This is a genomic window from Taklimakanibacter deserti (assembly GCA_003574785.1).
Window position 1 is genome coordinate 386,268 of record QORU01000004.1, and the last position, 22,448, is coordinate 408,715.

General features: G+C 62.7%; 16 protein-coding genes. 4 read left to right on the top strand and 12 right to left on the bottom strand.

The features are described from left to right. Positions 1-26 precede the first annotated feature (26 nt). The 7 genes from doeA to ehuR all read right to left on the bottom strand — a co-directional run bounded on the left by doeA (position 27) and on the right by ehuR (position 6,688). A complete protein-coding gene (gene doeA, locus DS839_RS10495) occupies positions 27-1,208 on the bottom strand; it encodes an ectoine hydrolase DoeA (RefSeq protein ID WP_119270252.1) in 1,182 nt (393 codons plus the stop codon). Continuing rightward, positions 1,195-2,010: an ectoine utilization protein EutA gene (gene eutA, locus DS839_RS10500; RefSeq protein WP_119270253.1), complete on the bottom strand. Its 816-nt coding sequence runs from the start codon at positions 2,008-2,010 to the stop codon at positions 1,195-1,197. The genes doeA and eutA overlap by 14 nt, the downstream gene beginning before the upstream one ends. Beyond that, positions 2,007-2,666, bottom strand: coding sequence for an ectoine/hydroxyectoine ABC transporter permease subunit EhuD (ehuD, locus tag DS839_RS10505; protein WP_119270254.1), 660 nt, complete (start codon positions 2,664-2,666; stop codon positions 2,007-2,009). The genes eutA and ehuD overlap by 4 nt, the downstream gene beginning before the upstream one ends. Continuing rightward, positions 2,666-3,325, bottom strand: coding sequence for an ectoine/hydroxyectoine ABC transporter permease subunit EhuC (gene ehuC / locus DS839_RS10510; protein WP_119270255.1), 660 nt, complete (start codon positions 3,323-3,325; stop codon positions 2,666-2,668). Before ehuC ends, ehuD begins: the two co-directional genes overlap by 1 nt. A gap of 185 nt (positions 3,326-3,510) precedes the next feature. Then, positions 3,511-4,356, bottom strand: coding sequence for an ectoine/hydroxyectoine ABC transporter substrate-binding protein EhuB (gene ehuB / locus DS839_RS10515; RefSeq protein ID WP_119270256.1), 846 nt, complete (start codon positions 4,354-4,356; stop codon positions 3,511-3,513). A gap of 64 nt (positions 4,357-4,420) precedes the next feature. Further along, positions 4,421-5,206: an ectoine/hydroxyectoine ABC transporter ATP-binding protein EhuA gene (gene ehuA, locus DS839_RS10520; protein WP_119270257.1), complete on the bottom strand. Its 786-nt coding sequence runs from the start codon at positions 5,204-5,206 to the stop codon at positions 4,421-4,423. Between the two features lie 96 nt (positions 5,207-5,302). Further along, a complete protein-coding gene (gene ehuR / locus DS839_RS10525) occupies positions 5,303-6,688 on the bottom strand; it encodes a MocR-like ectoine utilization transcription factor EhuR (protein WP_119270258.1) in 1,386 nt (461 codons plus the stop codon). A 112-nt stretch (positions 6,689-6,800) separates the two neighbouring features. On the opposite strand from ehuR, the gene DS839_RS10530 reads away from it, so the two are divergent. Beyond that, positions 6,801-7,850: an alcohol dehydrogenase family protein gene (locus DS839_RS10530; protein ID WP_438816512.1), complete on the top strand. Its 1,050-nt coding sequence runs from the start codon at positions 6,801-6,803 to the stop codon at positions 7,848-7,850. 49 nt (positions 7,851-7,899) lie between these two features. Here DS839_RS10530 and DS839_RS10535 read toward each other — a convergent pair whose 3' ends face one another. Both DS839_RS10535 and DS839_RS10540 read right to left on the bottom strand, forming a co-directional pair. Continuing rightward, entirely contained in the window at positions 7,900-11,943 is a 4,044-nt protein-coding gene (locus tag DS839_RS10535) for an FG-GAP-like repeat-containing protein (RefSeq protein ID WP_119270260.1), read from the bottom strand. 192 nt (positions 11,944-12,135) lie between these two features. Continuing rightward, positions 12,136-14,442 carry an Orn/Lys/Arg family decarboxylase gene (locus tag DS839_RS10540; RefSeq protein ID WP_119270261.1) on the bottom strand — a complete coding sequence of 769 codons (2,307 nt, stop codon included), beginning with the start codon at positions 14,440-14,442 and terminating at the stop codon, positions 12,136-12,138. A 165-nt stretch (positions 14,443-14,607) separates the two neighbouring features. Here DS839_RS10540 and DS839_RS10545 point away from each other — a divergent pair, with 165 nt between their 5' ends. After that, positions 14,608-15,801, top strand: a complete 1,194-nt coding sequence (locus tag DS839_RS10545) for an N-acetylglucosamine-6-phosphate deacetylase (protein WP_119270262.1) — start codon at positions 14,608-14,610, stop codon at positions 15,799-15,801. On the opposite strand, the gene DS839_RS10550 is transcribed toward DS839_RS10545, so the two are convergent. Together DS839_RS10550 and DS839_RS10555 are read right to left on the bottom strand one after the other, a co-directional pair. Further along, positions 15,796-16,206: a MarR family winged helix-turn-helix transcriptional regulator gene (locus DS839_RS10550; protein ID WP_368911457.1), complete on the bottom strand. Its 411-nt coding sequence runs from the start codon at positions 16,204-16,206 to the stop codon at positions 15,796-15,798. The two genes, DS839_RS10545 and DS839_RS10550, sit on opposite strands and share 6 nt — an antisense overlap. A gap of 41 nt (positions 16,207-16,247) precedes the next feature. Next, complete coding sequence (locus DS839_RS10555) at positions 16,248-18,551, bottom strand: cytochrome c3 family protein (RefSeq protein WP_119270264.1); 2,304 nt, start codon at positions 18,549-18,551, stop codon at positions 16,248-16,250. 276 nt (positions 18,552-18,827) lie between these two features. Between DS839_RS10555 and DS839_RS10560 the strand changes: the two genes are divergently transcribed. Together DS839_RS10560 and DS839_RS10565 are read left to right on the top strand one after the other, a co-directional pair. Further along, complete coding sequence (locus DS839_RS10560; protein WP_119270265.1) at positions 18,828-20,492, top strand: arylsulfatase; 1,665 nt, start codon at positions 18,828-18,830, stop codon at positions 20,490-20,492. Between the two features lie 252 nt (positions 20,493-20,744). Continuing rightward, complete coding sequence (locus DS839_RS10565; RefSeq protein WP_162918430.1) at positions 20,745-21,245, top strand: hypothetical protein; 501 nt, start codon at positions 20,745-20,747, stop codon at positions 21,243-21,245. Between the two features lie 85 nt (positions 21,246-21,330). Here the strand turns inward: DS839_RS10565 and DS839_RS10570 are convergent, their stop codons facing one another. Continuing rightward, positions 21,331-22,440, bottom strand: coding sequence for a hypothetical protein (locus DS839_RS10570; protein WP_119270267.1), 1,110 nt, complete (start codon positions 22,438-22,440; stop codon positions 21,331-21,333). Positions 22,441-22,448: the final 8 nt, after the last annotated feature.

The following is a 22,448-nucleotide window of genomic DNA, read 5'->3' on the forward strand; positions in this document are numbered from 1 at the left end:
TCGTGTGGATCGGCAAGCGGTGCCGCTCAGTCCTTCACGAACAGCTTGCGCGGCACGTTGGCCAAACATTCGACACCGGTCTCGGTGATCAGGATCGACTCCGTGATCTCGAGCCCCATCGTCTCGAGCCACAGCCCGGTCATGAAATGAAAGGTCATGCCGGGCTCGAGCTCGGTGCGATCCCCCGGCCTGAGGCTCATCGTGCGCTCGCCCCAGTCGGGTGGATAGGACAGCCCGATCGGGTAGCCGGTGCGGTTGTCCTTGACGATGCCATGCTTCTTCAGCACGGCGAAGAAGGCTTTGGCGATGTCCTCGCAGGCATTGCCAGGCTTGGCCGCAGCGAGCCCGGCTTCCATGCCCTCGAGCGTCGCCTTCTCCGCATCCAGGAAGGCCGGCGTCGGCTTGCCGAGGAAGACGGTGCGCGACAGCGGGCAGTGGTAGCGGTTGTAGCAGCCGGCAATCTCGAAGAAGGTCCCCTCGCCCCGCTTCATGGGCTTGTCGTCCCAGGTGAGGTGCGGTGCCGAGGCATCGGCGCCCGACGGCAGCAGCGGCACGATCGCCGGATAGTCGCCGCCGATGCCGTCGACGCCACGCGTGCCGGCATCATAGATCTCGGCCACGAGGTCGCATTTGCGCATGCCCACCTCGATCTTCTCGACGATGCGCCGGTGCATGGCCTCGACGATCCGGGCAGCCTTGCGCATGTAATCGAGCTCCGTCTCGCTCTTCACCGCGCGCTGCCAGTTGGTGAGCCCCGTGGCATCGACGAAGCGAGCGTTCGGCAGGTGCCTTTGCAGTGACGCAAAGGCGGCGGCGGAGAACCAGTAGTTGTCCATCTCGACGCCGATGGTGAGCCGATCCCACCGCCGTTCGGCGATCACCTGAGCGAGGAAATCCATCGGATGGCGCTCGCTCGACTGCACATAGTGGTCGGCATAGCCGATGATGTTGTCGTGGCCGAGATAGGCGGTGCGCTTGGCGCCATTCGCGTCCTGGCCGCGGCCGTACCAGATGGGCTCGCCCTCCGGCGGCACCAGCACGGCCTGATGCACATAGAAGGACCAGCCGTCATAGCCCGTCAGCCACGCCATGTTGGAGGGATCGCTGACGAGGAGCAAATCGATGTGCTTTGCCGCCATGGCGCGGCGCGTCTTGGCCAGGCGTTCGGCATATTCCGCGCGCGTGAACTTCAGGTCAGGCATGGTCATGCTGGTTCATATCCTCGTCATTCATTGGCATCGTCATCAGCCGCCCGAGCTCCGGCCGTGGGGCTGCATCGCGCAAGAGCCGCAAGCAGTTCCACGCCGTCGCCTGGTTCGAGGTGACGACCGGCCGGCCGATCGCCAACTCGATCTCATGAGCCACCGATGCCGCCCTGAGCGCGGTGCAGGAGATGAACAGCGCATCGGCATCAGCGGCAGTCGTGTCGCGCGCCAATTCCACCAGGCCTGAGGGCGCGATCCGCGCCATCTCGCGGTCGTCGGTGAAACCGAGACAGGTCGAGCTCGCAATCTCGAAGCCATGTGCGGCAAAATAGGCAAGCATCGGCCGGGTGGTTTCGACCGTATAAGGCGTCAGCACGCTGATGCGCTTCGCTGCCAGCGCCTTCAGGCCCCGTGCGGCAGCGAGCGGCGGCGTCACCACCGGCACGCCCGGTTTCCCCTCATGGATGGCCGCCGCGACCTCCGCATCGCCGATCACCGCGCTCGCGGCCGTGCAGGCGTAGCAGATCACATCCAGCGTCTCACCAGGCAGGATCAGGCCCGCGCCCTCGGCGAGCCCGGGCTGCATCTTTCTCAAATTGTCCGGCGTCGTCGGGTTCGCATAGGCGATGCGGGCGACATAGACACCGACATGTTCGCTCGCGACCATGCGGCGAAAATCGGGCTCGGTGGTGTGATCGGTCGCCAGGATGATCAAGCCGACCCGCTTCGCCAGCGGCCGCGCATCGAGCGGCGGTCGCCCCGGGTAGACGCGGATTTCCGGCAGCGCCGTGGGCGCCCCGCTCATCGCTCGATCCTCCCATAGCGGCGCTCGAGCCAGCGCAGCAGGAGGACGGAAGCGAGGCTGATCACGAGGAAAAACGCGCCGACCAGGGTCATCGGCTCGATGTAGCGGTAATAGCTGTTGGCGACGCTCTTGGCCTGGTTCATCAGCTCCAGCACGGTGATGGCCGAGAGCAGCGGCGTCTCCTTGAACATCGCGATGAAGTAGTTGGCGAGCGCCGGCATCATCGGCGGTATCGCCTGCGGCAGGATGATGCGCGTCCATGTCTGCTGCGCCGTGAGATTGCAGGCCTTGGCGGCTTCCCATTGTCCGCTGGGCACGTTGTCGATGCCGGCCCTGTAGACCTCGGCCGCATAGGTGCCGTAATGCAGCCCGAGCCCGATCGTGCCGGCGACCAGCGGCGGCAGCAGGATGCCGATGTCGGGCAGCACGTAGAAGATGAAATAGAGCTGCACCAGGAGCGGCGTGCCGCGGATGAATTCGGCCGCGAAGCCGACCGCGCGCGCCAGCGTCTTGTTGGCGGATCGCCGCGCCAGCGCAATGGCAAGCCCGACCACCGCCGCGAGTGCCGAGCCGAGGATCGTCGCCAGGATGGTGATCTTCACGCCGGCGATGAGCGTCGGCATGATCTGGCGGACGAATTCCCAGTCCCATTCCATCAGACGCGCACCCCGTCGAGGCCGCGCGCCATGCGCCGCTCCAGCGCCCGCACGCCGAGCGTGATGAGCCCCGCAAAGACGAAGTAGAGCACGAGGATGGTGACGAACGGCATGAAGGTGCTGCCGGTCTGCGAGCGCACGACCTGCGCCTGGAAGGTCATGTCGGCGAGTGAGATCAGCGACACGACCGAGGTCGCCTTGAGCAGCTCGATGGCGTTGTTGCCGAAGGTCGGCAGCATGAGGAGCAGCGCCTGCGGCAAGATCACGCGGCGCATGCATTGCCAGCGGCTGAGATTCAGCGCCACGCAGGCTTCGTACTGCTCCCTGCCGATCGCCAGGATCGCGCCGCGCACCACCTCCGCGCCATAGGCCCCGACATTGAGGCCGAGGCCGAGCACGCCGGCCTGGAGCGGCGTCAGCGATATACCCATGATAGGCAGCACGAAATAGACGAAGAACAGCTGCACGAAGATCGACGTGCCGCGGAAGAACTCGATATAGGTGGTGGCGAGCGCGCGCACCGCGAAATACCGTGACACGCGGCCGAGGCCGGCGAGGAAGGCGACGATGAGCGCCAGGATCGAGCCCATGATGGTCAGTTCGACCGTGACGATCGCCCCCTGCAGGATCAGGTTGAGATAGCCGAAAGTGTCGCTCATGGCGTGTTCCGCACGTTTTACCCTCGCCCCCTACGGGGGAGAGGGAGGGGCCCATTGCACAGCAATGGGAGGGTGAGGGGGAACGGGCGGCTAAGCTTGTTGTATTTCAGCAAAATCTCACCGCCGCTTCCCCCTCACCCTAACCCTCTCCCCCGCAGGGGGAGAGGGAATGTCCACGATCTCGTCTACTGCGCCGCGCAGAGCTTGTCGCGGCTGGTCGACATCGCCGCCGCGGCCGAGAAGCCGTAGGGTTCGATGAGCTTCGCGAATTCGCCCGACTGCTTCATCTTGGCGAGCTCGGCGTCATAGGCGTCGCGCAGCGCCGTATCGTTCTTGTTGAAGGCCGTGCCGTCGCAATAGACCGGCGCGCCGACGACCGGGGCCACCACCTCGATCGTTTCATCGCCCGACTTCTTCTTGAGATCGTTGAGCGAGAGCACCGGCAGCGAATAGACGTCGATGCGGCCATCCTGCAGCATCTTGAGCCCGCTCTGGCCGTCCGGCACCACGATGACCCGCTCGCGCGGCACCCCCGCGTTCAGCGCCAGCTTCTCCTCGGTGCCGCCGCCCGGCGCGCCGACGGTGGCGGTCGTGTCCTTGGCGATGTCCTCGTAGCTCTTGAAACCCTTCGGATTGCCCTTCTTTACCAGGAAGGCCTCGGCATCGCAGAGGATCGGCTCGGAATAGGCTACCGCCGAGCAGCGTTCGGGCTTCATGAACAGGCCCGCGGTAATGGCGTCGAAACGATGCGCCTGGATGCCCGGAATCATGGCGCCGTATTCGGAAATCGAGGCGACGATGTCCGGCACGCCCAGGCGCTTGAAGACCTCGCGTGCCACATCGGGTGCCGCACCCGACACCTTGCCGTCGGCGGCGACCGCCGTATAGGGCGGCTCGTTGGCGATGGCGACGCGGGCGAACCCTTGCGCCTTCAGATCCTCGAGCTTGTCGGCGGCCGCCATGCCCGTTGCCGCCAGCATCGCTACGCCTGCCGCAAAAACGGGCCCGGCCAAAACTGCAATCCTTCTCATCGTTTCCTACTCCTGTGGTTTCTGGCTCTTGTCGTGAAAGCGGCAGCTCGCCGCGGCATGGCGGTCAGACACGATGTCCGGCCGCTATGATCTTGCGCAGGAAGGTCTGCGTCCTCTCCTGCTTGGGGTGGCGGAAGATCTCGTCCGGCTTGCCCTCTTCGACGATCTTGCCACGGTCGAAGAACAGCACGCGGTCGGCGAAGTCGTGGGCAAACCCCATCTCGTGCGTGACGAGCAGCATGGTCATGTCGGTCTCGGCGGCAAGCTTGCGCATGACGTTGAGCACCTCCTCGACGAGCTCGGGGTCGAGCGCCGAAGTGACCTCGTCGAACAGCATGATCTTGGGCTTGAGTGCCAGCGCCCGGGCAATGGCCACGCGCTGCTTCTGGCCGCCCGAAAGCTGCGCCGGCATGGCCTTGGCCTTGTCGGCCATGCCGACCATGTCGAGGAGCTCCATCGCTCGCTTCTCGGCTTCGGGCCGCGCCACGCGCTTGGTCAGCATCGGCGCCAGCGTGATGTTGTCGATCACGCACATATGGGGAAACAGGTTGAACAGCTGGAAGACCATGCCGATCTTCTGGCGCATGCGCGTCAGATGCTTCTCGTCGGCGGCGACGAAGGCGCCGTTGCGCCTGATGTGATAGAGTTCCTCGCCGTCGATCTGGATGTGGCCGCCATCGATACGCTCGAGCGTCATCAGGATGCGCAGGATCGTCGTCTTGCCGGATCCGGAAGGCCCGATCAGCGCCAGCTTCTCGCCGGGCATCACGTCCATCGAGAGCTGGTCCAGCACCCGGAATGCCCCAAAACTCTTGCTGACACCGTCGATCCTGATGATCGGTTCGGGCATGCCTTTCTCCATCGGAGTGGCGAAAACGCCTGGACGATGGAGAAGTTGCTAAATCATGTCAATTCTAAAATAATCTCATGACATTTTTTGCGTTGTCTAGATCGCCAGCAGCACCGGTTCCGGATCCGCGAGCAGCAGCCTGGCGATGACGGCGAGGCCCGCTCGAAACTCGGCTTCGGTGGTCGAGCCGACCGAGATGCGCACCGCGGGCTGCCAGGGCGCGTCCGATATGCGGAACGATGTGCCGGGCGCGATCGCGACACCTTGCAGCCGCGCCTGCGCGACGAACCCTTCCTCGGTGCGTGCACCCGGCAGCGGCACCCAGATATGCAGGCTGTCGCGATGGCCGAGATACTTCACTTTCGCCAGCACCTCGGCGGCAATGGCGTGTCGTCGCCGCAAGGCGGCGCGCTGCCACTCCAGGAGCTCGACGGCCGTGCCGTCAGCCACCCACTTTGACGCGATCTCCGCGACCATCGGTGTCGCCATCCAGTTCGAGACGAGATGGCGGTTGGCGACGGCGGCGACATAGCGGTCCGGTGCCGCGAGATAGCCGATCCTGAGGCCCGGCACGATGATCTTGGTGAAGCTCGTCACATAGAGCGTGCGCTCCGGCGCGAAGGCCGCAAGCGGCGGCGCCCGCCCCTCGACCAGGGGGCCGAGCACGTCGTTCTCGATGATGGCGATGTCGTGCTTGCGCGCCACCCGGGCGATCTCCTGGCGCCGCTTCTCGCTCATCAGCGTCGCCGTCGGATTGACCACCGAGGGCTGCACGAAGACGGCGCGGATCTGGGCATCGCCGCAGGCCTCGTCGAGGGCTTCCGGCACCAGCCCATTCGCATCGATCGGCAGGCCCTTGAGATGGATTCCGAGATAGGCGGCGAGCGGCACCAGCGTATGATGCCCGATCGCCTCGGTGACCACCGTCGATCCGGGCGGCGCCGCGCTCATCAAGGCGACCGTCATCCCTGACGTTGCGCCATTGGTGAGGCTGATATTGAGCGGCGAAGCGGCGACACCGCAGAGCTTCAGCCAGTCGACCGCGACGGCGCGGTGGCGAGGGAACACCATATTGGGCCGGAAGGACAACGCCGAACTCGCCGGGAGTTCCGTTGCGAGCCAGGCGAGCGCCTGCTTGAGCCGCTCGAGATGCAGGGGCTCGCAGACGGGCTTCAGGATCGAAAGGTCGATTACCTCGCCCGGACGCTCGGGCAGAAAGGGCGGATCCGGCTCTTTACGATGAGTCTGCACGAAGCTTCCGCGCCCGATCTCGCCCGAGATCAGGCCGCGCCGGATCAGCTCCTCATAGGCGCGGCTCACCGTCTGGACGGAGAGCTTGAGCTCGTCCGCCAGCTTGCGGTGCGGTGGCAGGCGCGTGCCGGAGGCCAGGCGCCCGTCGTGGATGGCGTGCGCGAATTGCTCCGCCAGGGAAAGATATGCCGGGCGGCGAAGGGAAGCTGGATCTGGACGCCACAATGTCATGATTTATTAGAGATCGAAATCAGTTCAATTGGCAACCAAAATAAGGCATCGTCATGATTCCCGAAACCAGTCTCTGCGAGGAATGAATCACGTGGCTGCCCTTCCCTCCACGATGGCCGCCGTCCTGCTCACCGGGCATGGCGGTCTCGACAAGCTCGTCTATCGTACCGACGTCCCCGTGCCGCGGCCGGCCCGTGGCGAAGTGCTGATCCGGGTCAGCGCCTGCGGAATGAACAATACGGACGTCTGGGTGCGCCAGGGCGCCTACGGCACCGAAGACGATCCCTCTGCCGTCTCCACCTGGCGGCGGCAGGGAAATACGCTGACCTTCCCGCGCATCCAGGGGACCGATACGGTCGGCTGCATCGTCGCGGTCGGCGAAAGCGTGTCCCCTGCCCGTATCGGCGAGCGCGTCATGGTGGATTTTTCCATCTACAACCGCGACGACGACAGCCTCGCCGATATCGACTATATGGGCCATGGCCGGGACGGCGGCTACGCCGAGTATATGACGCTGCCGGCCGAGAATGCCCACCTCGTCGACACCGACCTCACCGATATCGAGCTCGCCACCTTCTGCTGCGCCTATCTCACGGGCGAGCACATGCTCGAGCGCGCAGGCCTGAAGGCGGGCGAGCGCGTTCTGGTGACCGGCGCGTCGGGCGGCGTCGGCTCAGGCGTAGTCCAGCTCGCACGCGCGCGCGGCGCCGTACCCTTCGCCGTGGTCGGGCCGGGCAAGGAGCAGGCGCTCCTGGATATCGGGGCCGAGGCGGTGATCACGCGTGGGGCGGGCGATCTTTTCACTGCCGTCGAGAAGGCGACCAACGGTGCGCCGATCGACGTTGTCGCCGATCTCGTCGGCGGAGCGATGTTCAACGACCTGCTCAAGATCCTGCGTCCCGAGGGCCGCTACACGACCGCCGGCGCCATTGGCGGGCCGGTCGTCCAGCTCGATCTCAGGACCATGTATCTGAAGCAGTTGCAGCTCCATGGCTCATCGCAAGGCAGGCGCTCCGACTTCAGGCGGCTCGTCCGCTATATCGAGGAGAAGAAGATCCGGCCGCTCGTCGGCGGCGTCTACCGGCTTTCCGATTTTCACCGGGCGCAGAGCGACTTCATGGCCAAGGGTTTCGTCGGCAAGCTGGTCGTCGTGCCGGACTGATCCAGGGGCAACGGTCTTGCCGCCCACGACCCTTCGAGGCCGGAGATCCCTACCACGGCGCCGCGCAGTGCACCGGCGAGTCCGCTTGATGCGCCACCAGCACGGTGCAGGCATCATGTGCCAGCGTCTTCCAGTCATCGTAATTGTTGTAGACGAGATCGCTGATGCCGTCGGCATGCGGGCGGAAGAAGATCCTGTCCTGCGGGGGCATGTTGTTGGGCTGGACGGCCGATGTGAAAGCGGCGCGCAATGCCCCGCCGTCGCTCGGCGTGACCAGCGACATGCCATAGGCATAGGCCCAGACATTGTCGTAAAAAGAGGCGAGGCCGATCCTGAGCTTGCCCGTCGCCCGATCGATATAGGATATGGCCATGCGCATCGGATTGACCGGATAAGGGTGGCCCGCCGGCGGCGCGTCATATCTGGTGAACAGAATATAGAGACGCCCATAGGTCGTGGGCGGCGCGCTGGCCGTGCTCGCCTCGGTCAGAATGACACTGTCTCCCGAGCCGCCGGTCCAGGCCATGGCCGGCCGCCCGACGACCGAGCTCATGCTGTCATAGGGGATGTCGATGAGCCCCCATTTGTTGCCGGGGAACTGCGGCGTCATAAGCTGCAGGCGCCCTTGCGGATCGACGAAGGCGCCGATCAGATGCTCGCCTTGCGCCGTGACGCCCATAGGCAAGGCGGCATAGACGAGCGCCGGCGAGCTGTTGGGATGCATCGCAATGGGCTGCCCCCCGACCAGCGGCCTTGACTCCGCGGCCCAGCCCTGGGCGGAACGGAAGCGCAGGACGGCCTTGTTGTCACGGTCCTTGTAGGATAGTGCCAGCTTTGATCTCTCGTGATTATTCGCGAGCGACGGTTCCCCGGCAGCGGGCGAACCGGCAAGGGCTTGAGGCGCGCTCCACATCTGCGCACTGCCCGCCATGGTGAGTGTCGTTTCGATCAGGGAGCCATCGGGCCGGATGCCGACAACGACAACCATTTCCTGCCCATTGATCCGCATCGTCTTGGCGTCGAGCGCGTCGAGCCCGCCGAGATCGCGCGTTTCGACCGGCGTGAACTGCGCCGCCGGGCAGGCATCGATATTGTTCGCCGCGCAGTTCCATGCCGGCGCTGCGCGGGTGAAAGCGAGCTTGCCGTCGAGATCCACCGCGAAGGTCCAGATGGTGTTGGCGAAGCGCACGATCGCCGGGCTGCGCTTGCTCTTGATGCCCATGTCCTGGAGGCCCTGCCGGGTGAACTCGCAATTCCCTCCCGGCTGGTAATTGGCATAGGCACGGACCGTCGTCCCTGCGGGCGCGAATTGTCCGTCGCGATTCCAGTCGACGCTCCCGGCCGCGCGATCAACCTTGTATCTGAAGGTGTTCTCCAGCGCATTGAGAAGAGACTGGTTGGAGGGATCGACGGCAGCCGTTTCCGTCAAGGCGTGGTTGTTGAAATTGGGAAAGTTGCGGCCGTCGGAAAACTGCCGGTATCCGCCGTCGAGATAGGCATAGTTCATCAGGCTCGGATAGTTCGGCTTGCAGTTTGGTTCGTCTACGCCATAGGGGCCAACGTGATGCAAGCCGAGCGTGTGGCCGAATTCATGCGCCGAATTGCCGACGTCATTCATGTTGAAGCCGCAGGCGATGCCGCCGCCGCAAGAGCCGCCGCCCGTCGTGTAGCCCATCACATAATGGAAGATCCCGCGCCGTCCCGGACTCATCTGCTGATGCCAGACCACCTCCGGCTTCTGCGGGACATATTTGTCGGCGCCGAAATTGCCGTTGACGAATTGCGGCGGCGCGAAGCCGCCACTCATCGCCAGCGCCGTCCACACGCCGCCGTCGCCGAAGCCGACGATATCCGCCATGCCGTCATTGCTGATATCGCCGGCCAGGCGGACGTGCTTGTCGTTGCGCCAGCCCTGGTCATAGCCGAAATCGGCCAGCGTGAAATTCGCGTTGACGAAGCCGCCGTCGCCGCTTGCCGTCGCCGTCCACACGCCGGCGTCGCCGAAGCCGACGACATCCGCCATGTCGTCATTGTTGATGTCGGCAAGGAGCCGCACATGCTTGTCATTCCGCCAGCCCTGGTCGTAGCCCAGATTGGCCACTACGAAATGCTCCGCGGCGAAACCGCCGGCTCCGTTCGCGAGCGCGGTCCACACGCCGGCATCGCCGAAGGCGACGATGTCCATCATGTCGTCATTGTTGATATTGGCGAGAAGCCGCACATGCTTGTCGCTGCGCCAGCCCTGGTCGTAACCGAGATTGGCGAGCACGAAGCCTTCCGGGTGAAACGCACCCGTCCCGTTCGACAGCGCGGTCCACACGCCGGCATCGCCGAAGGCGACGATATCCGCCCTGTCGTCGTTGTTGATGTCGCCCATGAGCCGGACATGGTTTTCATTGCGCCAGCCCTGGTCATAGCCGAAATTCGCCAGCACGAAATGCTCGGGCCCGAACCCGCCGTCTCCCGTCGCCAGCGCTGTCCACACGCCGGCATCGCCGAAGGCGACGATATCCGCCATGTTGTCATTGTTGATATCGGCGAGAAGCCGCGTGTGCCTTTCGTTGCGCCAGCCCTGGTCGTAGCCGAAATTCGCGAGGACGAATTTTTCCGGCGCGAATTTGCCGCCTCCCGTCGCCAGCGCCGTCCATGTGCCGGCATCGCCGAAGGCGACGATATCCGCCATGCCGTCGTTGTTGATATCGGCGAGGACGCGTACATGCTTTGCCGGGTCCCAGCCCTGGTTCGGACCGAAATTGGCGAAGGCGAATTGCTCGGGCGCAAAGCTGCCGTCGCCCATCGCCAGCGCGGTCAAAACACCCTTGTCGCCGAAGCCGACGATATCGGCCTTGCCGTCATTGTTGATGTCGCCGATGAGACGCTCATGCAGCGCGGGATCCCATCCCGGATCGTTCGGATCGGGTGCCGCATCGACCGCATTGTAGCCGCCCCAGTCGCCATAGATGGTCGCATCCTCAAGCCGTTCCGGCGCAACGCCGGTGTCGAGATGCAGGCTGATCCCCGGCAGCCGGTCGGGATTGTCCATGCTGACGGCATGCGCCGCCTTGAGGAAGAAATCCGTCGTCGCCGCATCGCCATAGGTCGCCGCCATCTGGCGCGCGGTTTCCGGAGGCATGTGGTGCGCGACGCCCGCCAGGTTCTCCTTGTAGTCGAGACGGCGGAAATCGATCTCGATGAATATGTCCTTGTGGCGCGGATTGGCGCCCCAGGCCGGCAAGGCCAGATGGCCCGTCGTGGTCACATTGCCGTCCTGGTACTTATAGTCCTTGCCGAGCACTTCCCAGCCATCCTGCAGGCCGTCGCCATCGGTGTCGCGCGGGTCGGCGATCTCATTGCAATTGGCGCCGGCCACCGAGCCCGAATTCGTGGCACAGGTGCCGAGCGCGCCTTCCAGCTGGTCGCCCAGGCCGTCGCCGTCGCGGTCGCGCGCCGCGTCATTGCGATAGATGCGCAGCGACCCCCTGACCGAAGGCGTGTTCGTGGCATAAACGGCAAACACGTCGCCGGTCGTCGATGGCGAGAGAGATGTTTGAACACCTGCCGCGCGCTTGAGGATTTTCAGCCCGTCAAGGCTCATGAGATAAGCAATGTGGCCGGGAGGGCCGAGCGGTCGGCGAACGCCCATGACCTTCTCGTTGCTGGCCAGCCGGTCGAAGCGAAAAACCTGCCCTGCGGCATAGGCGACATCCGTCTTATGCCGGCCATCGACCCACAGCTCTCCCCTTTGCATCGATGGCGCCGTCCGGGAGCGCACCACGGCACGGAAAGTCCCCGACAGGTTCCCCGGTACGTTGAGGACAAGCTGCCCGTCGCGGGATATGGCGGAACCGACCTGACCTCCATCGAGATTGAGAAGGTGAACGATCGGATCGGCACCCTGATCGAAATTGCGCAGCTCGATCCGGTGCGAGCCCGGCACTGATGAGAACGTGACGATGACCTCGGCCACGGGCTGATTGAGCTCGAAGTCGATGCTCCGCGTCGCGGCGACGGATAGCGAATGACCGCTCACCAGAAACAGAATTGTGAGGAGGATAAGAAGAGGACGGGCGTAGCCGAGATGAAAGCGCTTCATGGCTCCCTCCGTGTCACGATACGGAATCCATGCCCACTCGCATATCGCTCATATCATGTCTGTGGCGTTTCGCACACAAGCACTGCGCACTCCGCGCTCTGCTTCGCTCCAAGCGTGGTTGTTCTTCGCTGCACGCACAGAATTGACGAATGCATGGCGATTCTCATCATAAAAATGCGAAGCGCTCTTGCCTTACTCCTTGAGCGCCCAGGCCTGATAGGCGCCCTCCACCACCACCGTCCCTTCCACTTCCTTCTCGAAGCCCGGAAAGGTCCTGCCCCAGTCCTCGAGCGCGCGGACATAGGAGAGCCATGGCCCGTCGGCCGGGCCGAAATTCTCGCCCGGCATGACGATCGGAATGCCCGGCGGATAAGGAATGATGCCGACGCCCGAGACGCGGCCCGCGAGCTTTTCGACCGGCAGCAACTCGGCATCGCCCGCCATCAGCATGCCATAGGCGCGGCGCGGCAGCATTTGCGGCCTGGGCAGCGCGCAGAAGGCCTCAGCCTGCAGCCGGTCCATGTGGCTTTCCTTCATATGCTTGAACATCCGGTCGGCAAGGTCCCTGAGGCCCATGCCGGCATAGGCCGCCGGCGCCTCCGCCACCAGGTCGCCCAGGCATTGCTCGAGCGGCCGGTTGGCGTCGTAGTCGTCCTTGAAGTCGAGCAGCACGCTCATCAGCGTGCCCCATTTTCCCTTGGTGATACCGATCGAGAACAGGCACAGCACCATGAAATCCGTGGTGCGCGAGGGAATGATGCCGAAGTGATGCAGATAGGCGGACAGGACCGGCGCCGGGATGCCCTTGCCTTGCATCTTGCCGTCATCGCCCATGCCCGGCGAGACGATGCCGACCTTGATCGGATCGAGCATGCACCAGCCATCCGGCAAGCCGTCGAAGCCGTGCCACTTGTCGCCCGGATGAAACACCCAGCAGTCGGAATCGGTGGCGAGCTGCCGGGGATCGGCATCGGCGAAGTCGACCTTCTTTCCCGTCTTGCGGTCCTTCACCTTGGGCGCGTTCCACGGTGAGAAGAACCACTCCTTCTTGGCCGTGAATTCCCGGTGAGCGCGGGCCAGCGTCTGGCGGAAGGTGATGGCCTCCTCGATCACCTCATCCGTCAGTGCCTTGCCGCTCGGCCCGTCCATCATCGAGGCGCCGATCTCGTTGGAGGCGATGAGCGCATAGAGCGGCGAGGTCGTCGTCTGCGCCATGTAGCTGACATTGAAGCGGCTGTGCTCGATCGGGTTGCGGCCGTCGCGGACATGGATGTAGGACGCCTGCGACAGCGCCGCGAGCAGCTTATGCGTCGACTGCGTCGCGAAGACGGTCGGATCGCTCGGGCCATGCGCCTTGGGATCGCCGCGCATGGCGAAGCGGTTCTCATAGATCGGATTGAAGCGGGCATAGCCGTACCAGGCTTCATCGAGATGGATGCGGTCGACGCTTTTGCCGAGCAGCTTCTCGACTTCAGCGGAATCGTAGCACAGTCCGTCATAGGTCGAGTTGGTGACGACCGCATAGACGGGATCCTTCTTCGCCGCATGCTGCTTCAAGGGATGCGCGTCGAGCTTGGCGCGGATGGCCTTGGGCTCGAACTCCTGCGGCGGGATCGGCCCGATGATGCCGTAGCGGTTGCGGGTCGGCACCAGGAAGGCCGGAATGCCGCCCGAGGCGATCAGCCCCTGCTCGATCGACTTGTGGCAGTTGCGGTCGCAGAGCGCGAACTCGCCGTCGCCGACGGCCGCGGCGAAGATGGCGCGGTTGGAGCCCGAGGTGCCGGTGAGCCCGGAATAGCTGCGATGCGCGCCGAAGACGCGCGCCGCATAGGCCTCGGCCTCGCCGATCGGCCCTGAATGCTCGGCAAGCGAGCCCAGCCCGCCGCGTTCGATCCCGGTGTCCGAGCGGAACAGGTTCTCGCCGAAGAAGTCGAAGAAGACGCGCCCCGCCGGCGTCTTGGTGAAGGCGACGCCGCCCTGGTGGCCGGGGGCCGCCCAGGAATATTCGGCGAGGTTCATGTAATTGAACAGCGCCTTGTTGAAGGGCGGCAGGATGTTGCGCTGATAGCGCTGGATCCCCGCCACGACGCGGCTGGCGATGAAGGGAATGGTGTCGGCATGCAGCCAGACATATTCATCGGACAGCTGCATCACCTCGACGGTGAGGCCATCGCGGCTGACGTGATCGGCCATGAGCATCACCGGCACGGTGGCATTGCGGCTGCGGATGGTTCTGAGCAGGTCGAGCGCCTCGGCCCGGCTCAATTTGCCTATCCGCTCTTCCGACCAGTCGATCAGGATCGCATCGATCGCGGCATCGGAGATGATCACCGAGCGGCCGTCGTGATAATTCACCGCCTCGATGACTTCGATGTCGCGCGAGGTGAGCTCGTCGGCGAGCGCCCGGACCGCCCGGCCGCCGACGCTTTGCGGCAAAGCCAGCTTCTCGTCGATGATGAGGACTTCGTGCTTCTGAAGCTTGACTGTTCGTTCAAGCATGGTCCCTCGCAGTGGACAGGTCGGGTGTGACAGGAAGATGATGAAGGCTCATCGACGCTATGGCGAGTCCTCGCGCCAGTCAAACGGGGAATGCTTGGCGAGGGCCCAACAAACATCATAATATCAATAGATTAGAAGCCCCGCGAATCTCTTGGAAGTGTCACGATGGACGCCCGTCTCACCCTCAAAGGCAATCTCGTCTTACCGGATCGCATCCTCGAGGGTGCGGTGGTCAGATGCGAGAACGGCCGTATCGCCGCGATCGAGGATGGATCATCAAAACCGGAAGGCGAGATGATCGAACTCTCCGGCCATTTTATTGCGCCGGGCTTCGTCGACGTCCATGTCCATGGCGCAGCCGGCGCCGACTACATGGACGGCACGCGCGAGGCGGTCCGCATGACGAACAGCGCGCATGCGGCGCATGGAACGACATCGATCTTTCCCACCACCACGACCGGGTCCTTCGCCCAGCTCGACGACATGATCAGGTCCTGCGAGGAGGTTCAGGCGGGCTGGAGCGTCGATGACGGCGCCAGGATCGCCGGCATCCATTTCTATGGTCCCTATTTCGCTTCCAACAAGGTCGGCGTCCATTCGCCCAAAGGACGCCGCGATCCGGTCCGCGAGGAGTATGAATATTTCCTGGGCAAGAAGATCGTGAAGATCGCGACCTGCGCCGCCGAATTGCCGGGTGCTGAGGAGTTCTACGAATACGCCCGCCGGCAAGGCTGCCTCGTCACCTGCGGCCATTCGAATGCCTGCTGGGCCGAGCTCGACGCGGCCTTCGCCGCCGGCATGCGCCATGTCGATCATTTCTGGTGCGCCATGAGCTCGGTCTCGTCCTTGCGCGGGCGGTTCGGCACGCCGATGCAGGGCAGCATGGAGCAATATGTGCTCTATGAGGAGCGCATGAGCACCGAAGTCATCGCCGACGGGATCCACCTGTCGGACGATCTCTTGCGCTTCGCCTTCAAGATGATCGGCAGTGACCGGACCTGCCTCGTCACCGATGCGAACCGCGCCATGGATGCACCGCCCGGCCGCTATCGCTTCGGCCCTGAAACCGACGGCACCTGGGTCATCAGCGACGGTGAGAGTGTGCGCGGCGAGGATGGCAGCCTCGCCAGCTCCATGTGCGGCATGGACACGATGGTGCGCACCATGGCGCGCGCCGTCGGCAACGACCTGCCTTCCGTCATCCGCATGGCCTCGTTGACGCCGGCGCGACTGACCGGGATCGATCGCGATGTCGGCAGCATCGAAACAGGCAAGCGCGCCGATTTCGTTATTCTGACGCCTGATCTTGAAGTGAGGCAGGTCTTCATCGGCGGCGACGAGGTACCGAAAAACTCATGAATAGCGCTGCAGGATCTCCTGCAGCATCGGCTTGATCCGGTTGAGCTCATCGAGATGAGCGCCCGAAAGCTTGGCGAGATGCCGCTCGGCGGCGCCGGTCAGCTGCAGCAGCACCCGCCGTTGATCCGCACCGTCCTGGATGCGCTCGACCAGGCCGCTTTCCACCAGGCGGTTGACGAGCTCGACCGCCGTGTTGTGGCGGATCTTCAACCTTTCGGCGAGATCACCGATTGTGATCGGCTGGCCGCGCCGGTAGCCCTTGATGACGAGAAGCGCCTGGTGATGCCGGGGCGTGAGGCCGGCCCGCTTCGCCTCGTTCTCGCTGAATTCGAGGAAGCAGCGAATCAGGTAACGGAACTCGGCGAGCGCCGTATAATCGTCCTGCGTCAAACCGGATTGTGACATGCGCATCCACCTCGCGACTCGCCTTTGGCGCCAACCTCAAACTAGGGCGCGGTGAGTATCTGTTCAATTTCTGCCGGCAGAATAACAGAGGGATCCAGAGCGCGCGCTCGTCTGACATCCTCCATCACGCGTGTTCGATCGCCCAGCGCATAGGCCACGATTGCCGATATGATCAGCGCATTCGCCTGTGGTGGCTGCAGGTTCCGCAGCGTGTTCGCCGCATCCAGGGCAAGACCGGAGTTGCGCATGCGCAAGGCCGAAAATGCAAGCCCTTCCAGGGCATTCACCTGGGCGGGTTCGATTGTCAGGATGCGGCGGTACCAGTCGACAGCCTCGGCGTCATTGCCGATGCGCGTTTCGGCCTCGGCGCGGGCCAGCAGCAATTCGATGCTCCTGGGGGACTTGGCAAGACCGGCCTCAAGATAGCCGCGCGCGCCCGCCTCATCGCCAAGCGCCGAGCGAAGGCGTGTGAGCATGATCCAGGCGTCCGTGAGCTGTGGGTCGAGGCGGGCTGCCTCCTTGAACGATGCTTCTGCGCCAGCCCAGTCGCGCTGCGTAAGCGCCAGCCCTGCAAGCGCCATTTGACTTTCCGGCGTATCGGCGAGAGCTTCCCGTGCCGCACGATATTCGCTCAGCGCGCGTTCGAATGCGGTCCGGGTTTCTTGGTTTATGATCGTATCGCGGTCGCCGGCAAGCTCCACCGCCGCTGACTGGCGCACGCTCCGCACGGGATCAAAGAGCAATGGCGTGAGCAACGCAAGACGCTTGGCGGGATCCGCCACGCGTGTCGCGGAGGCGGCTGCCGCGCGTACGACTTCACTTCGATCGGAAAATACCGGCGTGAGCTTTTCCACGAGCGCTGCATTCGCGTACCTGCTGATCCTGTCGACGGCGCTGGCGCGCACGATCGCCGGATGATCGAGCTGGAGGGCATAGTCCACGAGCGCCGCAAGCGACGCCTCGGTGACTTCTTCTTGATCAAACTTCAGGAATGCCGCGCGATCCTGCCACGAGCGATCCAGGCGAGGGAACCATTCCTGGATCTGCCGAGCTGCCCAGTCCGGCGTCCTGTCCCTGTGACAGCCAGTGCACGCATCGGGCGCATCCGCCGCACTCGACTGGAGCGGGTCCGGCCTGCGGAAGAAATGATCGCCCCGCTTGTCGATTCCCATATAGGTCCGCTCCGGCATATGGCAACTCACACATTGGGCGCCTGCCGTGCCGGACTTGTGATGATGATGGACCGGCGTGTCGTAGTTCGCCTTGACGAGCGAGGGGAAATCCTGCCGCCCCGTCGCATTGTGACACTGGGTGCAAATCGCGTCGCCCGCCGCTGTGAGCTTGGCACTGTGCGGGTCATGGCAGTTGGAACAGGTGACACCCTTCGCCATCATCTTGGATTGCATGAAGGAGCCGAGGACATAGACCTCATCCTGCTGCTGGCCATCCCCGAAATAGAGACCGGGTGAGATAAGTGACAGATTGTAGTGGTCGCCCAGAACCGCGCCGGGAGGCGTACCGTCTCCGGTAAAGGCAGCGCGTCTCGCATGACATGGTCCGCACACACTGAGCTCATTGGGCTGCTGGCCTGCGCCGAGCTTCAGAACACCTCGCATTGGATCGGCCGTGCCTGAACGCGCCGGATCGTTTGCCCATTCAACATGACTCTTGGCGCTTCCGTGGCACGACTCGCATGATATGGTCAATTCCGCCCATCTGCTCTGGTAGCTCTTGGTTTGCTGATCGTAACCCTTGGTGAATCCGGTCTGGTGGCACTCGGCGCAACGGGTCTGCCAATTCTTGTAGGTGCCCGTCCAGTGCAGGCCGTTGCCGGCGGACACATCGGTTGAGGGATAAAGGTGATACCAGGACTTTTTTTCAGCATCCCATGCTATGTCGAGAACCTGCAGGCGCCCTTTGTCGATTTCGACTAAATATTGCTGAAGCGGAGCGATGCCGACAGCGTAGCGCACTTCAAATGTAGTCATCCGTCCGTCGGCGCCATCGGTTTCGATGAAATACTTGCCATCCCTTCGGAAAAAGCGGGATGTGATATTGTTGTGGGTGAATGTCGCATCTTTGAAATCGCCTATTACATTTTCTGGCTTCGCCTCCCGTAGCGCCCATCCGTGATGCGAGTCCAGCCATGCTGCGGACTCGGCCTTGTGGCATCCCGCACAAGAGGCACTGCCGGCATAACCGCCATCCGCCGCGTAACAAACGGCCGGCAGGGAGAAAAAGATAAGCCATATGGCAATAAAGGCCCGCGCCCCCGGCAGGTGGGAGTAAAACCAGCTATGCAGCATCCAGGTCAAAGTTGGCTGTTTCGTTGTCTTTCGGTCCATCAAGCCCCTAATGCCTTCGCCAAGCAAGAGGAGTCGACCAGCCTTGGCAAAAACTTATCGTCGGACCTCGGCGCATTCACAATGTTCCCCAAAGGCCAATATCGCTGCATTTGGAAAGCTGTCAGAGTTCAGCAACGCTGGGCGTTGTGGCAATGGAATTCTCAGCTCAGGCTCTTTTCACATCGGGCTCCCCTGGAGCCCATGCAAGCTCTCTGTTTGCTCAAAAAGAAGTTCCTTGCTTTCAGTCTCGACGGCAGAGAATTAGAGGGAGATGCCATGAGAACTCGAAATTATCGTCACCTTCGTGCACTGTTCTGCGGCTTGGCACTGACGCTGGCGGCTGGAGCCGCGCAGACGCAAGAGCCGGCCAAGCCAAACATTCTCTTTATAGTGTCCGATGACACCGGATACGGTGACCTCGGACCGTATGGCGGCGGCGAGGGGCGCGGCATGCCGACACCGAGTATTGACCGACTTGCTGCCGAGGGCATGACGTTCTTTTCGTTCTACGCCCAGCCGAGCTGCACGCCCGGCCGAGCCGCCATGCAGACGGGCCGGATCCCGAACCGAAGCGGAATGACTACCGTTGCTTTCCAGGGTCAAGGCGGCGGCTTGCCGGCTGCTGAATGGACCCTTGCATCCGTGCTGAAACAAGGCGGCTATAAAACATACTTCACCGGGAAGTGGCACCTCGGCGAGGCCGACTATGCGCTGCCAAATGCGCAAGGCTACGACGTGATGAAATATGCGGGGCTGTATCACCTCAACGCCTATACCTATGCCGATCCGACATGGTTCCCCGACATGGATCCGGAACTGAGGGCCATGTTCCAGAAGGTGACGAAAGGCGCGCTGTCCGGCAATGCCGGAGGCGAAGTGAAGGAGGACTTCAAGATCAACGGCCAGTACGTCGACACCCCTGTGATCGACGGCAAGGAAGGCGTCGTCGGCATCCCCTTCTTCGATGGCTATGTCGAGAAGGCGGCGCTGGAGTTTCTTGACGATGCAGCAAAGAACCCGAACACCCCGTTCTTCATCAACGTGAACTTCATGAAGGTTCACCAGCCGAACCTTCCGGCACCGGAATTCGAACACAAGTCACTTTCCAAGTCAAAATATGCAGACTCAGTCGTCGAGCTTGACACTCGCATCGGGCGGATCATGGACAAGCTGCGGGAGCTCAAGCTCGATCAGAACACGCTCGTATTCTACACGACCGACAACGGCGCGTGGCAGGACGTCTATCCCGACGCAGGTTACACGCCTTTCCGCGGCACCAAAGGCACGGTGCGCGAGGGCGGCAACCGCGTCCCCGCCATCGCGGTCTGGCCTGGCAAGGTCAAGGCGAACACAAAAAATCATGAGATAATCGGGGGTCTCGATCTGATGGCGACTTTCGCATCTGCAGCTGGCCTCAAGCTGCCGGAGAACGATAGAGAGAACCAGCCGATTATCTTCGACAGCTACGACATGACGCCTGTGCTGGCGGGTACCGGGCCATCTCCCCGCAAAGCCTGGTTCTATTTTACTGAGAACGAGTTGACGCCCGGCGCTGCACGTGTCGGCAACTACAAGGCCCTCTTCAACTTGCGCGGCGATGATGGGCGGGCGACGGGTGGACTGGCGGTCGATTCAAACCTCGGCTGGAAAGGCCCCGAGAGCTATGTGGCGACAGTTCCGCAGGTCTTCGACCTTTGGCAGGATCCGCAAGAGCGCTACGACATTTTCATGAACAACTATACAGAACGGACCTGGACCATGGTGACCATCTCGACGGCCATCAAGGACCTGATGAAGACCTATGTCAAATATCCTCCGCGCAAGTTGCAAAGTGAATCCTACAGCGGACCTGTCACGCTCACGAACTATCAGCGCTTCCAATGGGTGCGTGAGACCCTCGGTAAGGACGGCATCACTCTACCGATGCCCACGGGCAACTAACACACGATGACACCCTTGTGGCAAATGCCACAGACGGCTCCATCGGCCTGACGATAAGATGCCTGCGCTTCTCTGGTAGAGGCTAAGCCTCGGAGAGTCGTATCCCGGTGTACTTGCAAGCGTTGCTGTGCCGGCCGGACGACGCACATGCATGCAAGCCCTCATCACCCCAAAACCTTCAGGAGGTTTGAGATGGCTATGAAGCAAACGCGTTCAAGAACTGAGCGGCCAACCCATGAGCGGCCGACCCACATGCTGCTCGAGAAACTCGGCGCCAGAGCGGCCGCAGCCCAGATTTTCGGATACAGCGTGAAGATCGTGTGCGGTAAACAGACCGGTTCAGACTGCTGTTGTGTCGCAGGCACCCGGCCTGGCGTGTACGCGACCGAAGTCAACATTCAAAATCCCAGTCTCAAGCCCGCGCCAATTGTGAAGGCCGTCCTGCCGCTGATCAACATGGGCGCTGTCGTTGGGCGTGAGCCCAACTTCGCCGACACTGCCGATGCGAAGGTCGACGTCATCACGCTTCCCCCGCTGGCGGCGACGATGGACGATTGTTGCCGCATCGCGGAATTGCAGCTGGGCGCGGAGCCGAGCGGCGAAACGGGGCTCACCATCGCCATCCTGACGATCCTGAGCCTGGTCGAGTTGTCCGTTTCCGCGGTTTACACGGCGAGCCCGTTGAGCGGGGATGGCGTCAGCATCGACGTCGAGTACATTCCGTCGTGGCGACTGGAATTTGGCGGCGATTAATAGCGTCTAAAGCGCGGACCAGGAAAGCCTGGCGGAGCTGGAACAGCTCCGCTAGGCATGCGTGCCAGTGCCGAGTTACCGGCTTTCAACGCCGCCGCATGGGCGCGCGCGGACTGGACAAGAGCAGATGTTTCATCACTTCCCGTGCATAGCCGTCCCACGGCCTGATCGCTTCCAGGAAACGGTCGCCATACAGAAAGCGATAAATGCAATAGTTCCTGAAGTCCACTGGCGGGTGCGTTTGCGAGATCATTGCATGGGCGGGATCGCGATAGTTACGATAAACGTGGTGAAAGAGCCGACCCAGGGCAGACATATGAATGCCCATCCGGATCCATCCTGCGGCGTCGGCCTCGGCCTTGAACAAGCTGATCTGGCTCAGATACTCGATTGCCAGATCTGCGCCGATGATGTCGGCGATGATCTCTTCCATCCAGGCGTCATAGACGGCATCGAGCCGGTCTTTGCTCAGTCTTCTCAATCCTATGCGGTTGTCGGGATCGTGCTGCGATGAGGATATCAGTTTCTCGAATGCCCCGCTCAATCGCGCTTGAGCGAAAGCCGCAAAGGGCGGCATTCGACCTTGCCTGCTGCAGTCGTTTATCACGACATGACCGAACTCATGGCAGATGGCGAACATCAGGCCACTGAACTGCGCCGCCGAGTGCATCAATCCGTATTGATGGCCGATCTTGTTTTCGCTATCGGATATGACGTGTTTGTCGATGAACCCTTCGAGTATCGCACCAAGGGCCGCCCCGAGCTCCTGCTGCGAGAACCGCGCCTTGTGAGTCGTTGAGCCATCCATGGCGGAAATTCCGAGCCCACCCATCAAGAGCTCGATCACGCGTGCGTTGTATAGACATAGGTTGGAGGACAAGTAGATATGATATGGCGGATCCGTTTCGACTTGCGCGTTTAGTCGCCAATCAGTCTCGACATTTACGACGAGATATTTGCTGTCGTTCAATTGCGGATTGCCCTGCCGATCTGCCACCAACCTTCTGATTTCGGCAGCCCCGATGACCAGCACATGGAGGAGTATCGGCACTCTCGTCTTGAGCAGCCGTGGGTCGTCTCCCACGCGCTTCATTATCTCGTCCAGGATAGCGCGCCCCTTCTTATCTGCCAGGAGGCCGTGGCGCTGAACCTGCAGGAAATCAAAAAACGTCCTGTCTTCCCTGGGTATCTCCATTCCCCCTC